The sequence below is a fragment of the Candidatus Rickettsia mendelii genome (assembly GCF_057543435.1).
Genome location: NZ_BTGX01000022.1, coordinates 1 through 14943, shown reverse-complemented (window position 1 = coordinate 14943; position 14943 = coordinate 1). Strand labels below are relative to the sequence as shown.

The following is a 14943-nucleotide window of genomic DNA, read 5'->3' as shown; positions in this document are numbered from 1 at the left end:
AGAGAAATTATTTTAAGTATTTCAAGCGCTGTCATTTGTAAGTACAATAAATCATATGGGTAGTGGGGTGGTATTATAAACATGGTATCATTTATAGAGAATAAGAAGAGATTATTAACAGAGTGTTAAAGTATAAGAATATTATATGGGTTCAATATTATGCTTTGAAGATCTTAGATAGGCTTAGATGGTACTGGAAACCTAAATTTAGAATTTAGTTGGAGGATTGATAAAACATATGTTTAAAGTTAAGAGGTAAGTAAGAATATCTATATAGAATTTTAGATAAGAATGGAGATGCTATCGATTTTATTTACTTCTGCTTGTACTACTCTAATAAGTAATACTAATGCGGCTAAGAGTTTCTTAAATCAAGCTTTGAAAGCTATCTATTGAATATTCATATCGCAAAACAATTAACATCGAAAAAAACCTAACCTACACTAGAACTATCGATTAACTAAAATTAGAAAAGAAATATATGAAAAACTGAAAGCATATGCACATTAAATTTAAATAACATTATTTAAAATCTGATGAATATGAAAGCTCAAGGTATTTACGCTGAAATATTATTACTGACAACTCATTAGCTTGTTAAAGAATATCTTCTAAACTCTATATCATTACTTACCCTTATTCCCTATTTGTAATAAGAGCAAAAAAATTAAAATTCTTTCTTCTAATAAAGAATTCAAGAGTATGAGAAGAATTACTTTACTTTCCAAAATTTAAAAGATCTAGATATAGACAAAGCTAAATTACTGAATTACATACACACTTTATTAGAATATAGCATGAGATTTGTCATTTGCATAAAGTTAAAGAATTTAATGCTGAGAAAATTAAAGCTCTGAATTTAGAAAAGTTTATAACGAATATTTTACTTAAGATTTAAAGGAATTCACCTTAGAACAAATTAATGAAATAATGCCTTTGCAGATTAAGACTTTTAATGAAATTTGTTATAATTATGTAACCATCATACTGAATAATTAGTATAATACGTACAATAGTTATGAAGAAAACCATGTAGATCTTATATGATTAAGTAAATATAGATCCTAAGTTAATATAAATTCTATTAACTTAGAATTTACACCTTTGAAAAAAATGTTATACTATACGCGATTCTATAAAGAGCATATTAGTAAACATGAATATAAAAATCCACTCAGAAAAAGATTTTGAAGAGATGCGCAGTGCAGGGGAACTTGCTGCAGCAACGCTTGATTTTATTACAGAACATGTAAAACCTGGCGTTACTACTAATAGTTTAAATGATCTTTGTCATAATTTTATTACTTTGAATAATGCTATCCCTGCACCATTAAATTACAAAGGTTTTCCAAAGTCGATTTGTACTTCGGTAAATCATGTTGTGTGCCATGGTATTCCAAATGATAAATCTTTAAAAAACGGTGATATATTAAATATTGACGTTACGGTAATTTTAGATGGTTGGTATGGTGATACTAGTCGCATGTATTATGTAGGTGATGTAGCAATTAAACCAAAGCGTCTTATTCAAGTAACTTATGATGCAATGATGAAAGGTATTGAGGCAGTAAAACCAGGAGCACACATAGGAGATATAGGATATGCTATTCAAAGTTATGTTGAAAAACATAATTATTCAGTAGTGAGAGATTACACTGGACATGGGATTGGTCAGGTTTTTCATGATGAGCCATCAATATTAAATTATGGTCGTAGAGGAACAGGGCTTATCTTAGAAGAAGGTATGTTTTTTACTATTGAACCGATGGTAAATGCTGGTGGTTATGATACAATATTAAGTACATTAGATGGATGGACAGTTACTACGCGTGATAAATCATTATCAGCACAGTTTGAACATACTATAGGTGTAACTAAAGACGGTTTTGAAATATTTACATTATCTCCTAAAAATTTTCATTATCCTCCATATTCAATTAAACATACGTAATATTAGAAATAAGCTAATAGAATTATTTAATAGTGAAACTGTGATGAATTATGGTGGTAATTTTACCTTATTATATAGGTCATAAGAATACTAAAAAAACTCTTTGTAATTAGAGTGGAGAGCAGCAAATTTTTTGATTATGAGTTACTTGAAATAATATTGTTATTAGTTATTACACGTAAAGATATCAAACTGCTTGCTAAAAAATTACTTGAACATTTTTAAATTATTATTGATTTAATCAATCTTGATAAAGAAAGATTATTTAGTATTAAAAGTACTGACGAAAGTTTATATATTAATTTTGCTGTAATACGTTAATAAACAGAGTACTAAAACCAAAAATAATAAATAAAAATATTATTGATTCTTGGAGTGATTGATTATCTAAAGGTTAATATGGATAATATGTGTCTTGAGCAATTTTGTATATTCTTTTAAAATAAGAAAAATATTTTAATTTATCAAGCTGTATATCTGCACAAAATAATTAAATGAGCTCTATTTAACAAAAGCTAACGCTATTATATTTATTTATAATTATCCAAGCAGTAGCACAGAACTTTCAAAAGTTGATATTAATATGACAAATAGAATAGTTGAGATATGTCAAACTGTAAATATTATAGCACATGGTCACGTAATTATAAGTAATAATAAATATTTTAGCGTTAAATCTAATATATTACTATGAATATAAATAGCTATAGCACATTATTTATTTTTTCTTTTATAGCAACTACTTTGTTAACATATATGTTAACTAAATATCTCCCTGTAATTGGTTTAGTTGATGTACCAAGTAGTCGCCGCTCTCATGATAAGGTGACGCCGCGCGGCGGCGGTCTTGCTATTGTAACAGTTGTAATGATTGCTTTAAGCAACTTTGAATATACAACAAGTGGTACCTTTATTAATTCAATAAAAATATTACCTTTATTATTTATAATTGCATCGATTTCTTTTTTAGATGACTTAAAACCAGTGCCAGTTCTGATCCGTTTAATAGTTCACTTAGTTTGTGCAGCTTTTGCGGTTTTTCTTTTTTTACCATTTAAATTTATTAACTCTCCTACACAAATATGTTTTATTTTTATTATTTTAGTTATAGCTTTAAGTGGTTTTATTAATATATATAATTTTATGGATGGTATAGATGGACTAACTTGCATTGAAACTATCCATTTATCAAGTACTATGATTGTATTATGCTTTTTACAATTTTCAGCTCTTAATAATCCTTATTTTATAGCTAGTATAAATGTTATTATCTTTGGTTGTTCTTTTGGTTTTTTAATATTTAATTGGTATCCGGCAAAAATATTTTTAGGAGATGTGGGTAGCATAAGCCTTGGATTCTTAACAGGTCTCTGTTTGTTGCTACTTGCTCTTACAAATACTAATTTATTTATAGCTTGTGTTATTGCTAGTTTATATTATGTTACCGATGCAGTGCTAACCATATTAATTAGATTAGTGAATAAAGAAAAAATCTGGCAACCACATTTAAAGCATTTTTTTCAAAAAGCAGTGCAAAAGGGTAAAACGCACAAGCAGGTAGTATCGATTATAGCAGTTTGTAATATATTTTTAATGATCATATCAGTTACATCATTATATTTTCCTATTATATCTATAATGCTTGCTTTAGCAGTGATAACTTTAACTATAAAAAGTTTATTTAAATGAAGCTAATTAAAGATGATATTGATAAAATAGTTAGACATATTTTTGCTAGGCAGCATCCTTTGCTTCCTGAAATCATGATTAACTGGAATAAAATAGTTGGATTCAAATTCAGTACTAGGACATCACCTTTAAAAATTACCACATATACTTATAAAAAACGAAAGATTAATACGCTATTTGTACAAACAGAAGATAATACTATTGCTGCAGAACTACCTTATTATAAGGATATTATACTAAAGCGTATTGCAATTTATTTAGGATTCGAAGCAATTCATCAAATGAATATAACGTTTTATAAAGAAAAAAAGAGCCATTAATTAAAGGCTCTTTTTTCTTTATAAGTTTGATTAATATGTAAACTACATATCAAATCTTAAACCTGCCACTAGGTTATTACCTCTATAGTGTGTTCCACCAACTTTAATTGTATTTCCTGCTATAACAGCATTTTTAGTTTTTGTTTTGCCGTAATCTCTCCAGCTATAAACGAGCTCAGCTTTCATGCCCTGTGCAACTTCAAATGAAGTTCCTAGAGATAATTGATAAGCAAAATTATTGTTATTTTTAGTAGTAGTATGTAATGATACAGGTCTATTATTTACAACTAATTTAGTATTTATTTTTTCTCTTACAAAAGCAGGCCCGATACCACCTCCTGCAAAAACTTTAAACATACTTAAATCAATAAAATCTATATAGCCATTTAGTAATACATCTACAACAATAGGCTTATGTTTTACTACTAATGATGTAGTAGAATGATTACTTGCAATAACACCTTCAGGAATCACATTAATAAGCTGCCCACTTGTTGAAATAATAGACTTCATACCGGTAGCAGTAGTAGATTTTTTTAAGTGGCTATTTGCTACTGTTCCTAATGTTAAATCTGTTCTTAAATTATCCATTATATAGTAACCTGCTCCGATTTCAGCAGTAAAACCAGTGTTAGATTTCATTTTGATTCCCATAGTTTTATCCTTTTGTTTATCAAAAATCATACCACCGGCATTAAGCTTTAAATACCATTGATTTTCTACAGATGATGAAGACATTGATGAATCTGGAGAGGAGTCCATAGAAACATCAAATTCAGCAAATGAAACAGTGGAAGATAAAATTGCTGTACTTGCAGCTGCTATTAGAAGTAATTTTTTCATATTATTAAATTTTTCCTTAAAATTTTATTAGTTATTAGCAAAAATGATATTAGATAGTAATTTTGCAATTTTTACCTAAATCTGATAAAAAATAGTTTCAAATAAGTTATTACTTGAAACTATTAAATATACTCTTGTTTTAATTTATATATCAAATCTTAAACCAGCTGTTAAGTTATGACTTTGATAACGCATCCCTCCGACTTGCACATTTGTTCCTAAAAAAGGTACTGTCTTACTTTTGGTCTTACCATCATCTATCCAGCTATAGGCTACTTCTGCTTTAACATTATCAGTAATTTTTGTGGAAGCACCTAAAGTGACCCTATAAGAGAGATTAGTTCTATTTTTAGTTCTAGATGAAAGAGCACTTAACGCAACTTGCTTGCTGTTATCAATTACTGTTCCTGTATACCAAATTTTTTCTTTAACTAATGCAGCACCAATACCACCACCGACAAAAAGATCAAACATTTCAAAATTAGATAAGTCTACATAGCCGTTAATGAGTAGACGTGTAATGGTAGGTTTATGACTTACTGAACCATTAATTCCAGAAAATTTCCCACTAGTAAAAGTTCCTGATTTTTTTAACTTTCTACCAACTATAGTACCTAAAGTTAAATCAGTTCTAAAATTTTCTGCGACATAATAACCGATACCTACATTACCACTAAAAGGTTTATTAGGTTTTAATCTTAAACCAGTTATCTTCTCTCTTTCTTTATTAAACATTGCTGCGCCAGCATCTACTCTTAAATACCATTCATTGTCCATAGCATTGGCAAATGAAACAGTTGAAGATAAAATTGTTGCGCTTGTAGCAGCTATTAAAAGTAACTTTTTCATGGTTAGCACCTCAAAATTTAAATTAATTAATAAATTATACTTAAGGCTATATATAACATACTATATTTTTTAATTCTATATTTAATAGGTAATTAAATCCATATAAAAAGTCTTTTATAAAGATGCTGTGGCAAAATAAACACATAAGCATTGAAAAGATAAAAATACCTTAATATGCTATATATTTACTAAACTTATCTTTCTCATTTTTGAATTTATCGGCATCAAACAGGGCAGGCTTTTTTTTAGTAATAATTTTCCATCCTTTATTATATATAAAGTCTCTTGCACGTTCTACCCATTCTATTAATTCCGATGATTCCGGTTTTATTGCATCAATAGGACAATCTGGAACACATACACCGCAATCTATACATTCATCAGGATTAATAACTAGCATAAATTCACCTTCATAAAAACAATCTACGGGGCACACTTCCACACAATCAGTGTATTTGCATTTTACACATTCATCAGTTACAACATAGGTCATTTTATTACCGACTTTTAATTTTATAAATTAATATAGAAGTTTGTAAGGTTACTATTAATAAAAAATATAATATAAAACTTATAAACATAATAATTAAAGGTTTTAGCATTGAAGAATGAATAGTAGGAGCTCCTAACCTTAAGACGCTAGCAGGCTGATGCAGACTATACCAAATATTTACTGAAAATTTTACTATTGGTATATTAATCACTCCAATAAGAGCAATAATCGAAGCAGGATTTTGCGCTCGTCTTATATTATCTGAACTATTAACTATCATAATGTAGCTTAAGTATAATAAAAATAATATGAGCATAGAAGTAAGCCTTGCATCCCAAGCCCACCATGTTCCCCATATTGGTTTTCCCCACAAAGAACCTGTTACTAAACTAATCAAGGTAAAAGTAGCTCCGACATAACTAGAAGCTACCGCTAGTAAATATGATATAGTGGTTTTCCATACTAAATTGCTAAAACTACATATTGCCATAAAAACATAAATACCAAGTGTCATCCAAGAAGCCGGTACATGAACATACATAATACGTACAAACTCACCTTGTTGATAATCTACTGGAGAAACTATTAAAGCTAAATAAAGACCTATAGCTGTTGTTAAAAGAGTAGCTATTGTTAGTATAGGTATTATTATCTTTGATAATTTATTGAAATAATAAGGACTCAGTAATTTTAACATGTTATATTTTTATTTCTGATCTTCTTAAAAAACTCTTTCATCAATAAACCTGAATCTTCAGCAAGAATGCCGCTATATATTTCAGGTCTATGAAAACAAGCTGCACTATTAAAATATCGTAAATTGCTTTCAACTGCTCCATGTTTAGGATCAGGAGCTCCATAAAATAAACGTTTTAATTTGCTGTGAGCAATAGAAGCTGCACACATAGCGCATGGTTCTAAGGTAACGTAAATATCATAGTCAGATAGATTTTTAGAAGATATCAGATTGCATGCTTCATTAATAGCAATAATTTCAGCATGATAAAGAGCATTACTCTTTCCTTCAGTATTATTGTGAGTACTAGCAATGATTTTTTGATTTAGTCTATCTGCAATAACTGCTCCAACAGGGATTTCATTCTTATCAAAAGCGACTTTTGCTTGCTTTAAAGCTTGTTGCATGAAAAAGTTATTAAAACTCGTTTTTTTATCTAACAATATATTCACGATAATTAACTTGTTCTTCTAAACCGTAAGGATCTTGGTGAATGATTATCTCAGCATCAGGAAATTCTTGTAATATTGCAAAAGCAACCTCATCACTCATTTTATGGGCATTATAAAGCGACACATGGCCATCCATTTCCAAATGACACTGGATAAAAGCTTTATGACCAGCATATCTAGTTTTCATTTCATGCATACCTTTTACACCTGAATGGTTATTAACTATTGCAATAATTTTTTGTCTATCTTGTTCAGGTAATTCATGATCTACTAAATTTTTAAATGCCCTTTTAAATAAAGAATAAGAGATATGGAATATATATAATGAAATAACAACTCCAAATAATGGATCAATAAACCAAAAACGATCACTTAAATTTATAGAAATAATTACTATAACATTAGTTAGTAAATCAGTAAAATAATGTAACTTATCAGCTTTTACTATCTCTGATCCTGTTTTTTTAATTACGTAAGTTTGGTACAATACTAAGATGATTGTTAAGGATATACATATATACATTATATTAGTGCCATCGTTAATATTTTCAGGTTTTATTTTTTCAAATAAAGATTTAATCGAAGAAAAACCTACAAAAAAAGCTGAAGCAAAGAAAAATATTGATTGAGAAAAAATCGTTAAATCTTGCATTTTTTCATGCCCAAATCGATGGTGATGATCTGGAGGTTGCAGAGCAAACCTTAAAGCTATTAAATTAATAAAAGAAGAGGTTGTATCAAGCATTGAATCAATTAAAGAAGCAAGTATTGATTGTGAATCAGTAACAAACCAAGCGTATAATTTTATGCTTAAAATAACTAACGCTATAGTAACTGACAAATAAGATGCAGATTTTATTAACCAACTACGGCTATTAGTACCCATAATAAATCTTTACTAATTATACTTTTTTAGTTTAACAAAGAAAATATTTAATTCAATTAAATTAGTTTTATACTTTGACAAAATTATATTAAGTTTTATAATTTAATTTTAAGTCGTTAGTCTTAAAAAAAATTTTTATCTGTAGAGATTCATTATGAAACTAATATCTAAAATTATGCTTATAGCTCTTACAGCTTCGATATTACAAGCGTGTACTGGTTTAGGTATAAGTAAGCAAGGTAGCGGTACACTAATTGGAGGTACTGCTGGTGCATTACTAGGTTCTCAATTTGGCGGTGGTAAAGGTCAGCTTGCTGCAGTAGGAGCCGGTGCATTACTAGGTGCTATTATCGGCAATCAGATCGGCGCAGGTATGGATGAACAGGATAGAAGACTTGCAGAGCTTACATCACAAAGAGCTTTAGAGGCTTCACCTAGCGGTAGTAGCGTAGAATGGAGTAATCCTGATAACGGTAATTATGGCTACATAACACCTAATAAAACTTATAGAAACAGTATAGGTCAATATTGCCGTGAGTACACTCAAATAGTCGTAGTAGGTGGCAAACAACAAACAGCTTACGGTAATGCATGCCGTCAGCCTGATGGTCAATGGCAAGTCGTTAATTGATAAGTTAAGTTTTTATGTGATTCCTGTTTCTGCAGGGGTAATAAATAAACGTTCAATAACACTCATAGGAGCAGTTTATGACTTTTGAAATAACAAGTGCAGCATTTAAACATAATGAACGTATTCCTGATAAATTCACCTGTAAAGGCCAGAATGTTTCACCACCTTTAGAATGGAGTAATGCACCTTCAAATACCAAATCTTTTGTATTAATCATGGATGATCCAGATGCACCAGTAGAAATAGCACCTCCGCACGGTATATGGGATCACTGGATAATCTATAATATTCCAGTATCTGTTACCAAGCTTTCAGAAGGAGAAGTGAATAGCGATATTAAGGTTCTAAATAATAGTTGGAACGAAAAGAAATATGGCGGTCCATGTCCACCAGCTGGTAAACCTCACCGCTATTTTTTCAAATTATATGCTTTAAATGATTATCTTGAGCTTACCAAAAATGCTAATAAGCAAGATTTAATATTAGCTTTGGAAAAGTATCTATTAGCTCAAGCAGAGCTGATAGGTATCTATTCTATAGATAGTAAGTATTAATTTTGGAAAAGCCTATAATTGAGTTTCATAATGTATCTAAAAAATTCGGCAATAAATTACCGATAAGTAATATTAGTTTTACTGTAAAAAGAAATAATATTACTACTCTAATAGGACCTAATGGTGCTGGTAAAACTACTATAGTGCGGTTAATACTCGGTCTTGAAAAACCAACTAGTGGTAAGATTATAATTGATCCTAAGTTAAAAATTGAATATGTACCACAAAAATTCGCTCTAAGTTCAGATTTACCTATTACAGTAAAGAAATTTTTAGATTTATTAGCACCCAATAATTTAAATAATACTATTGAAGAGATTAACTCGTTTATTGATTTAGATCACCTAAAAGATCAAGAAATTTCTAAGCTTTCAGGAGGACAATTTCAAAAAATAATCCTTGCATATTCAATACTTAGCAATCCAGGCTTGATTGTTTTAGACGAACCGTTGCAATCTTTAGACGTAACAAGCCAGCAAGAATTTTATCAGCTCATTAATATAATTCGTAAAAAATTAGGTGTTACGGTTTTTATGATCTCACACGATCTATTTACTGTAATAAAAAATTCTGATCAGGTAATATGTCTAAATGGTCATATATGCTGTAGTGGAATACCAAACAAAATAATTCCAAATTCCGACTTCTCAAATTCCCTTTCTTCTCTAGGGTTCTATACTCACCACCATGATCATAAGCATTAATTGACTTTATATCATTGCAAGTAATTGATGAAGTGATCCAATAAAAAATTCTATAAATTAGAATTTTTTATATTTTTCTAGGTTGTAAAACACTCTTTGAGTGCTTGTAATAACATTATATATAATAACTAGTTATTTCAAATACTGCCTTAAATATCTACCAGTATGGCTCTCATTACAAGCAGCAATATCAACAGGAGTACCGCATACTACTATCTTACCACCTTTATCACCACCTTCAGGTCCAACATCAATAATATAATCTGCTGTTTTTATAACATCTAGATTATGCTCTATGACTAAAACAGTGTTTCCCATATCAACAAGTTTATGTAACACTCTCAATAATTTATTAATATCATCAATATGCAATCCTGTCGTTGGTTCATCAAGTATATAAAGTGTTTTACCAGTTGAACGCCTTGCTAATTCTTTAGCAAGCTTAACACGCTGTGCTTCACCTCCAGAAAGGGTAGTAGCAGACTGACCAATTTTTATATAACCAAGTCCTACTTCATTTAAAGTAACAAGCTTTTCATAGATTAGCGGTATTTTTTCAAAAAATTGCATCGCATCTTCTACGGTCATCATCAAAATATCAGCAATCGATTTACCTTTATATTTTATCTCAAGAGTCTCTCTATTATACCTATAACCATTACAAATATCACATTTTACATACACGTCAGGCAAGAAATGCATTTCTATCTTAATCAAGCCATCACCTTGACACGCTTCACATCTACCACCTTTAACATTAAACGAGAATCTACCGACTTTATACCCCCTAGCTTTTGATTCTGGTAGTTCAACAAACCAATCTCTAATATGAGTAAATGCACCGGTATAAGTTGCAGGATTAGAGCGAGGTGTTCTACCGATTGGAGATTGATTAATATCAATGATTTTATCAATATATTCAAGTCCTTTTAATTCCCTATATTTACCTGGAAACACTTTTGCTGTAGGTTCTAAATGCTTTAAAGCTGCTTTATATAATGTATGGATCATCAAGCTTGATTTGCCGCTTCCTGATACACCTGTTATAGCAGTAAATGTACCAAGTGGAATTTTTATGTCTATATCATCTAGATTGTTGGAAACTGCACCAAGTAATTCAATTGCTCTATTATCATGCCCTACTCGTATTTCAGAAGGTATTTTAATTGTTTGACGACCGCTTAAATATCTTCCTGTAATACTCTCTTCAAATTTTTTTATTTCTTCTGCATTACCTTCAGCAATAACACGTCCTCCATGAATACCAGCGCCAGGTCCTATATCAATAATATGATCTGCTTCATACATTGTTTCCTCATCGTGTTCAACTACCAAAACAGTATTGCCAAGATCTCTAAGTCTTTTTAGAGTTTCAATTAATCTAGTATTATCTCGTTGATGAAGACCTATAGACGGTTCATCAAGCACATATAAAACACCGCTAAGTCCTGAACCTATTTGAGATGCAAGGCGAATGCGTTGACTTTCGCCCCCTGATAAAGTACCAGCTTCTCTTGATAATGTTAGATAATCAAGACCAACATTCATAAGAAATTTTAATCTCTCATTAATTTCTTTAAGTATACGTTCAGCAATGAGTAATTGTTTTTTATTTAACTTTTCTTCTAAATGGTAAAACCATTTTTGTAGTCCTGCAATACTCATATCTGCTACTTCACCTATATGATGATTTGCTATTTTAACACATAATACTTCATCTTTTAATCTATATCCATTACAAGCCGTACATCTATGTTCTGACTTAAATTTAGCAAGCTCTTCCTTAATTAAAACTGATTCTATAGTACGATCCTTTTCTTGCAAACTTGGTATTATACCAGCAAAAGGTTGCGTTATTATTTGCGTTTTAGAACCATCATGAAACTCAAATTTTATTGCTTCTTCTCCTGAACCTTCAAATAAAATTTCTTTAACATTGTGTGATAAATTTACAAAAGGTACTTCAATAGAAAATTTATAATGATCAGCAAGTGCTTTTAATGTTTCTAAGATAAATTTAGAAGATGTACTACCCCATGGTATTATAGCCCCATCTTTAATAGAGATTCTTTGATCAGGCACAATTAAATCTCGATCAAAGAAAAATTCTTTACCTATTCCTTCGCATTTAGGACATGCCCCAAAAGGGCTGTTAAAAGAAAAGATCCTAGGTTCGATTTCCGTAAGTTGGAAACCTGAAACCGGACAAGAATATTTTTCAGAAAAGATAATACGCTGATTTTTTTTTAACTCAGTTTTAACTGACAGTGGTAATTCTACTATTTCTAAATAAGCAATACCTTCAGCAAGATTTAATGAACTCTCTAGGCTATCTGCAAGCCTATTGCCTAAATTTTTATCTAGAACTACTCTATCAACGATTACCTCTATATTATGTTTTTTATTTTTATCGAGTTTTGGTAAATCACTAATTTCATAAGTTTCTCCGTTAACTATCAATTTTTGAAAACCTTGCTTTTTTAAATTCGCAATTTCACGTTTAAATTCTCCTTTATTTTTTCTAACAATTGGAGCTAATAAATATATTTTTGTACCCTTAGGTAATTCATTAATTATATCTACCATCTCAGAAATAGTTTGACTATGTATTGGAAGTCCAGTTACAGGAGAACATGGCGTACCTACTCTTGCATATAATAACCTAAGGTAATCATAAATTTCTGTTATAGTTCCAACCGTAGAGCGTGGATTTTTGGAAGTAGTTTTTTGATCAATAGCAATAGCTGGTGATAATCCGGAAATAGACTCAACTTTTGGTTTATTTTGTAAATGTAAAAACTGCCTTGCATATGAAGATAAACTTTCAACATATCGTCTTTGTCCTTCTGCATAAATCGTATCAAACGCTAAAGAAGATTTGCCTGAACCGCTAAGACCAGTGATAACAACAAATTTGTTTCTTGGAATATCAACATTTATATTTTTGAGATTATGCTCTTTAGCACCACGTACCTTAATATATTCTTGGTTCATATTTACTTTACTACAAAATTTTAAGATTTTTTTTAAAAATCTGTAGTATTATAGGTGTTTTTATTTTATTATTGCAATAGTAATATTCTTAAAGTAGGTAGTAATCTAATGGCAGGTAGTTTAAATAAAGTAACATTAATAGGTAATTTAGGACGTGATCCTGAAATCAGAAATACAGGAGAAGGAAAGGAAATAGCTAATCTTTCCATAGCAACCACTGAAACTTGGAAAGACCGTGTTACCGGTGAGAGAAAAGAACGTACTGAATGGCACAGGGTTGTAATATTTAATGAAGGTTTAATATCTATTATAAAAAACTATGTAAAAAAAGGTAGTAAATTATATATTGAAGGATCCTTACAGACTCGTAAATGGAACGATAATTCAGGTCAGGAAAAATATACTACGGAGGTTGTTTTGCAAAACTTTAATTCACAATTAATATTATTAGATAGTAAAAGCTCTAGTGGTCATGTTCAAGATTCAGGACATAGTGATAGACATTCAGAATATAAAAATCATTCTTTTGATCATAGCGACTTAGATGATGAAATACCATTTTAGTTAAGTCATTATGAAAAAATTTATTTTGTCAATATTCTTAATATCTACATTCTTTTCAGGATGTGCTGCTACTTATGATCTCACTAGTAGGATAAAGCATTCAGAAGATATAGCTAAGCAAAATCATTTTCAGAAACAGCTTGTCAAGGGCAATGGTTTTGTTCTTACAACTTATCAGCGTATTACTGATCGTAACCTACCTTTTGTATTCTACATTGAAGGAGATGGACATTTATCAGAAGGAAGTAGTAATTCTGATAACCCTACTCCAGTTAATCCAATGCTGTTAAAACTTGCTGCAATGGACAAAAGAGCTAACATTGTATACATAGCTAGGCCTTGCCAGTATACTCCTTTAGAAATGAATCAAAAATGCACTAACGATTACTGGTTAGATAAAAGAATGGGACAAGAAGTCGTAAATTCAATCAATGAAGTAATAAGCAATATCAATAATGGACAAAAATTTAGTTTAGTCGGTTTTTCAGGTGGTGGTGGGCTCACTATATTAATTGCTAACCAAAATAGCAATGTTAAAGATATTATAACAATTGCTGGTAACTTAGATACTATTCGCTTTGATAAATATCACAATGGTCGCGGTTATTTACTCCATTCACTCAATCCAATAAATTATGCTAAGCAGGTTAATAGCATCCCGCAACTACATCTCTCTGGAATAGAAGATAAAAGAGTCCCTCCTTTTATAGGAGAGTTTTATGTAAAAGCAAGTGCTTCACCTTGTGTAAAGCAACAAATTCTCCCTAATATCTCTCATGTAAAAGGTTGGGATAAAGTTTGGCCTAAAATATTAGATCTTCCTTTAACTTGTAGTTAGATTTTATTGCATTGCTTATATGAAAAGTGATTTTTTGGCAAACAAGTGGCATTTAATCTTTTTATGCATTTTCTAATATAGAAAATGCACTATATATGCTCTTATTACAAATAGGGAATAAGGGTAAGTAATGATATAGAGTTTAGAAGATATTCTTTAACAAGCTAATGAGTTGTCAGTAATAATATTTCAGCGTAAATACCTTGAGCTTTCATATTCATCAGATTTTAAATAATGTTATTTAAATTTAATGTGCATATGCTTTCAGTTTTTCATATATTTCTTTTCTAATTTTAGTTAATCGATAGTTCTAATGTAGGTTAGGTTTTTCTCGATGTTAATTGTTTTGCGATATGAATATTCAATAGATAGCTTTCAAAGCTTGATTTAAGAAACTCTTAGCCGCATTAGTATTACTTATTAGAGTAGTACAAGCAGA

The 14943-nt window shown here is 30.1% G+C and carries 16 protein-coding genes and 1 pseudogene; 10 read left to right on the top strand and 7 right to left on the bottom strand.

The annotated features are described in order from the left end of the window. The first annotated feature begins 1156 nt into the window (after positions 1–1156). The 5 genes and pseudogenes from map (at position 1157) to AC27F4_RS03525 (ending at position 3960) form a co-directional block, all read left to right on the top strand. Positions 1157–1951 (top strand): type I methionyl aminopeptidase, encoded by a 795-nt coding sequence (gene map, locus AC27F4_RS03545; protein WP_487062141.1) that lies wholly within the window; start codon positions 1157–1159, stop codon positions 1949–1951. Between the two features lie 50 nt (positions 1952–2001). Then, positions 2002–2272: pseudogene (locus tag AC27F4_RS03540) on the top strand (DNA repair protein). A gap of 202 nt (positions 2273–2474) precedes the next feature. After that, entirely contained in the window at positions 2475–2645 is a 171-nt protein-coding gene (locus AC27F4_RS03535; protein WP_487062143.1) for a JAB domain-containing protein, read from the top strand. Continuing rightward, positions 2642–3640, top strand: a complete 999-nt coding sequence (locus AC27F4_RS03530; protein WP_487062139.1) for an MraY family glycosyltransferase — start codon at positions 2642–2644, stop codon at positions 3638–3640. The genes AC27F4_RS03535 and AC27F4_RS03530 overlap by 4 nt, the downstream gene beginning before the upstream one ends. Next, entirely contained in the window at positions 3637–3960 is a 324-nt protein-coding gene (locus AC27F4_RS03525) for a DciA family protein (protein ID WP_487062137.1), read from the top strand. Before AC27F4_RS03530 ends, AC27F4_RS03525 begins: the two co-directional genes overlap by 4 nt. A gap of 42 nt (positions 3961–4002) precedes the next feature. Here the strand turns inward: AC27F4_RS03525 and AC27F4_RS03520 are convergent, their stop codons facing one another. The 6 genes from AC27F4_RS03520 to AC27F4_RS03495 form a co-directional block, all read right to left on the bottom strand. Next, on the bottom strand, positions 4003–4803 hold the full coding sequence (locus tag AC27F4_RS03520; protein WP_487062135.1) for an outer membrane protein: 801 nt from the start codon (positions 4801–4803) through the stop codon (positions 4003–4005). Positions 4804–4947: 144 nt separating this feature from the next. Further along, the gene (adr, locus tag AC27F4_RS03515; protein ID WP_487062133.1) at positions 4948–5652 is read right to left on the bottom strand and encodes an adhesin Adr; all 705 of its coding nucleotides are present in this window, start codon (positions 5650–5652) and stop codon (positions 4948–4950) included. 169 nt (positions 5653–5821) lie between these two features. Continuing rightward, positions 5822–6145: a ferredoxin FdxA gene (gene fdxA, locus AC27F4_RS03510; protein ID WP_487062131.1), complete on the bottom strand. Its 324-nt coding sequence runs from the start codon at positions 6143–6145 to the stop codon at positions 5822–5824. Positions 6146–6149: 4 nt separating this feature from the next. Beyond that, the gene (locus AC27F4_RS03505) at positions 6150–6842 is read right to left on the bottom strand and encodes a heme ABC transporter permease (RefSeq protein WP_487062129.1); all 693 of its coding nucleotides are present in this window, start codon (positions 6840–6842) and stop codon (positions 6150–6152) included. Beyond that, positions 6836–7333, bottom strand: a complete 498-nt coding sequence (locus AC27F4_RS03500; RefSeq protein ID WP_487062127.1) for a nucleoside deaminase — start codon at positions 7331–7333, stop codon at positions 6836–6838. Before AC27F4_RS03500 ends, AC27F4_RS03505 begins: the two co-directional genes overlap by 7 nt. Further along, positions 7314–8219, bottom strand: a complete 906-nt coding sequence (locus AC27F4_RS03495; protein WP_487062125.1) for a cation diffusion facilitator family transporter — start codon at positions 8217–8219, stop codon at positions 7314–7316. Before AC27F4_RS03495 ends, AC27F4_RS03500 begins: the two co-directional genes overlap by 20 nt. 154 nt (positions 8220–8373) lie before the next feature. On the opposite strand from AC27F4_RS03495, the gene AC27F4_RS03490 reads away from it, so the two are divergent. From AC27F4_RS03490 to AC27F4_RS03480, 3 genes are all read left to right on the top strand, one after another. Next, entirely contained in the window at positions 8374–8850 is a 477-nt protein-coding gene (locus AC27F4_RS03490) for an RT0821/Lpp0805 family surface protein (RefSeq protein WP_487062123.1), read from the top strand. Positions 8851–8927: 77 nt separating this feature from the next. Continuing rightward, positions 8928–9404, top strand: coding sequence for a YbhB/YbcL family Raf kinase inhibitor-like protein (locus tag AC27F4_RS03485; RefSeq protein WP_487062121.1), 477 nt, complete (start codon positions 8928–8930; stop codon positions 9402–9404). A 2-nt stretch (positions 9405–9406) separates the two neighbouring features. Continuing rightward, positions 9407–10108, top strand: coding sequence for an ATP-binding cassette domain-containing protein (locus tag AC27F4_RS03480; protein ID WP_487062119.1), 702 nt, complete (start codon positions 9407–9409; stop codon positions 10106–10108). Between the two features lie 132 nt (positions 10109–10240). Here the strand turns inward: AC27F4_RS03480 and uvrA are convergent, their stop codons facing one another. After that, positions 10241–13102: an excinuclease ABC subunit UvrA gene (gene uvrA / locus AC27F4_RS03475; RefSeq protein WP_487062117.1), complete on the bottom strand. Its 2862-nt coding sequence runs from the start codon at positions 13100–13102 to the stop codon at positions 10241–10243. A gap of 108 nt (positions 13103–13210) precedes the next feature. Between uvrA and ssb the strand changes: the two genes are divergently transcribed. Then, on the top strand, positions 13211–13666 hold the full coding sequence (gene ssb, locus AC27F4_RS03470; protein ID WP_487062115.1) for a single-stranded DNA-binding protein: 456 nt from the start codon (positions 13211–13213) through the stop codon (positions 13664–13666). 10 nt (positions 13667–13676) lie between these two features. After that, a complete protein-coding gene (locus AC27F4_RS03465) occupies positions 13677–14504 on the top strand; it encodes an alpha/beta hydrolase (protein WP_487062113.1) in 828 nt (275 codons plus the stop codon). The last annotated feature ends 439 nt before the right edge of the window (positions 14505–14943 follow it).

Coding starts and splice junctions, on each gene's coding strand:
- map (WP_487062141.1), top strand. CDS start 1,157: ATGAATATAAAAATCCACTCAGAAAAAGATTTTGAAGAGATGCGCAGT.
- AC27F4_RS03530 (WP_487062139.1), top strand. CDS start 2,642: ATGAATATAAATAGCTATAGCACATTATTTATTTTTTCTTTTATAGCA.
- AC27F4_RS03525 (WP_487062137.1), top strand. CDS start 3,637: ATGAAGCTAATTAAAGATGATATTGATAAAATAGTTAGACATATTTTT.
- AC27F4_RS03520 (WP_487062135.1), bottom strand. CDS start 4,803: ATGAAAAAATTACTTCTAATAGCAGCTGCAAGTACAGCAATTTTATCT.
- adr (WP_487062133.1), bottom strand. CDS start 5,652: ATGAAAAAGTTACTTTTAATAGCTGCTACAAGCGCAACAATTTTATCT.
- fdxA (WP_487062131.1), bottom strand. CDS start 6,145: ATGACCTATGTTGTAACTGATGAATGTGTAAAATGCAAATACACTGAT.
- AC27F4_RS03505 (WP_487062129.1), bottom strand. CDS start 6,842: ATGTTAAAATTACTGAGTCCTTATTATTTCAATAAATTATCAAAGATA.
- AC27F4_RS03495 (WP_487062125.1), bottom strand. CDS start 8,219: ATGGGTACTAATAGCCGTAGTTGGTTAATAAAATCTGCATCTTATTTG.
- AC27F4_RS03490 (WP_487062123.1), top strand. CDS start 8,374: ATGAAACTAATATCTAAAATTATGCTTATAGCTCTTACAGCTTCGATA.
- AC27F4_RS03485 (WP_487062121.1), top strand. CDS start 8,928: ATGACTTTTGAAATAACAAGTGCAGCATTTAAACATAATGAACGTATT.
- uvrA (WP_487062117.1), bottom strand. CDS start 13,102: ATGAACCAAGAATATATTAAGGTACGTGGTGCTAAAGAGCATAATCTC.
- ssb (WP_487062115.1), top strand. CDS start 13,211: ATGGCAGGTAGTTTAAATAAAGTAACATTAATAGGTAATTTAGGACGT.
- AC27F4_RS03465 (WP_487062113.1), top strand. CDS start 13,677: ATGAAAAAATTTATTTTGTCAATATTCTTAATATCTACATTCTTTTCA.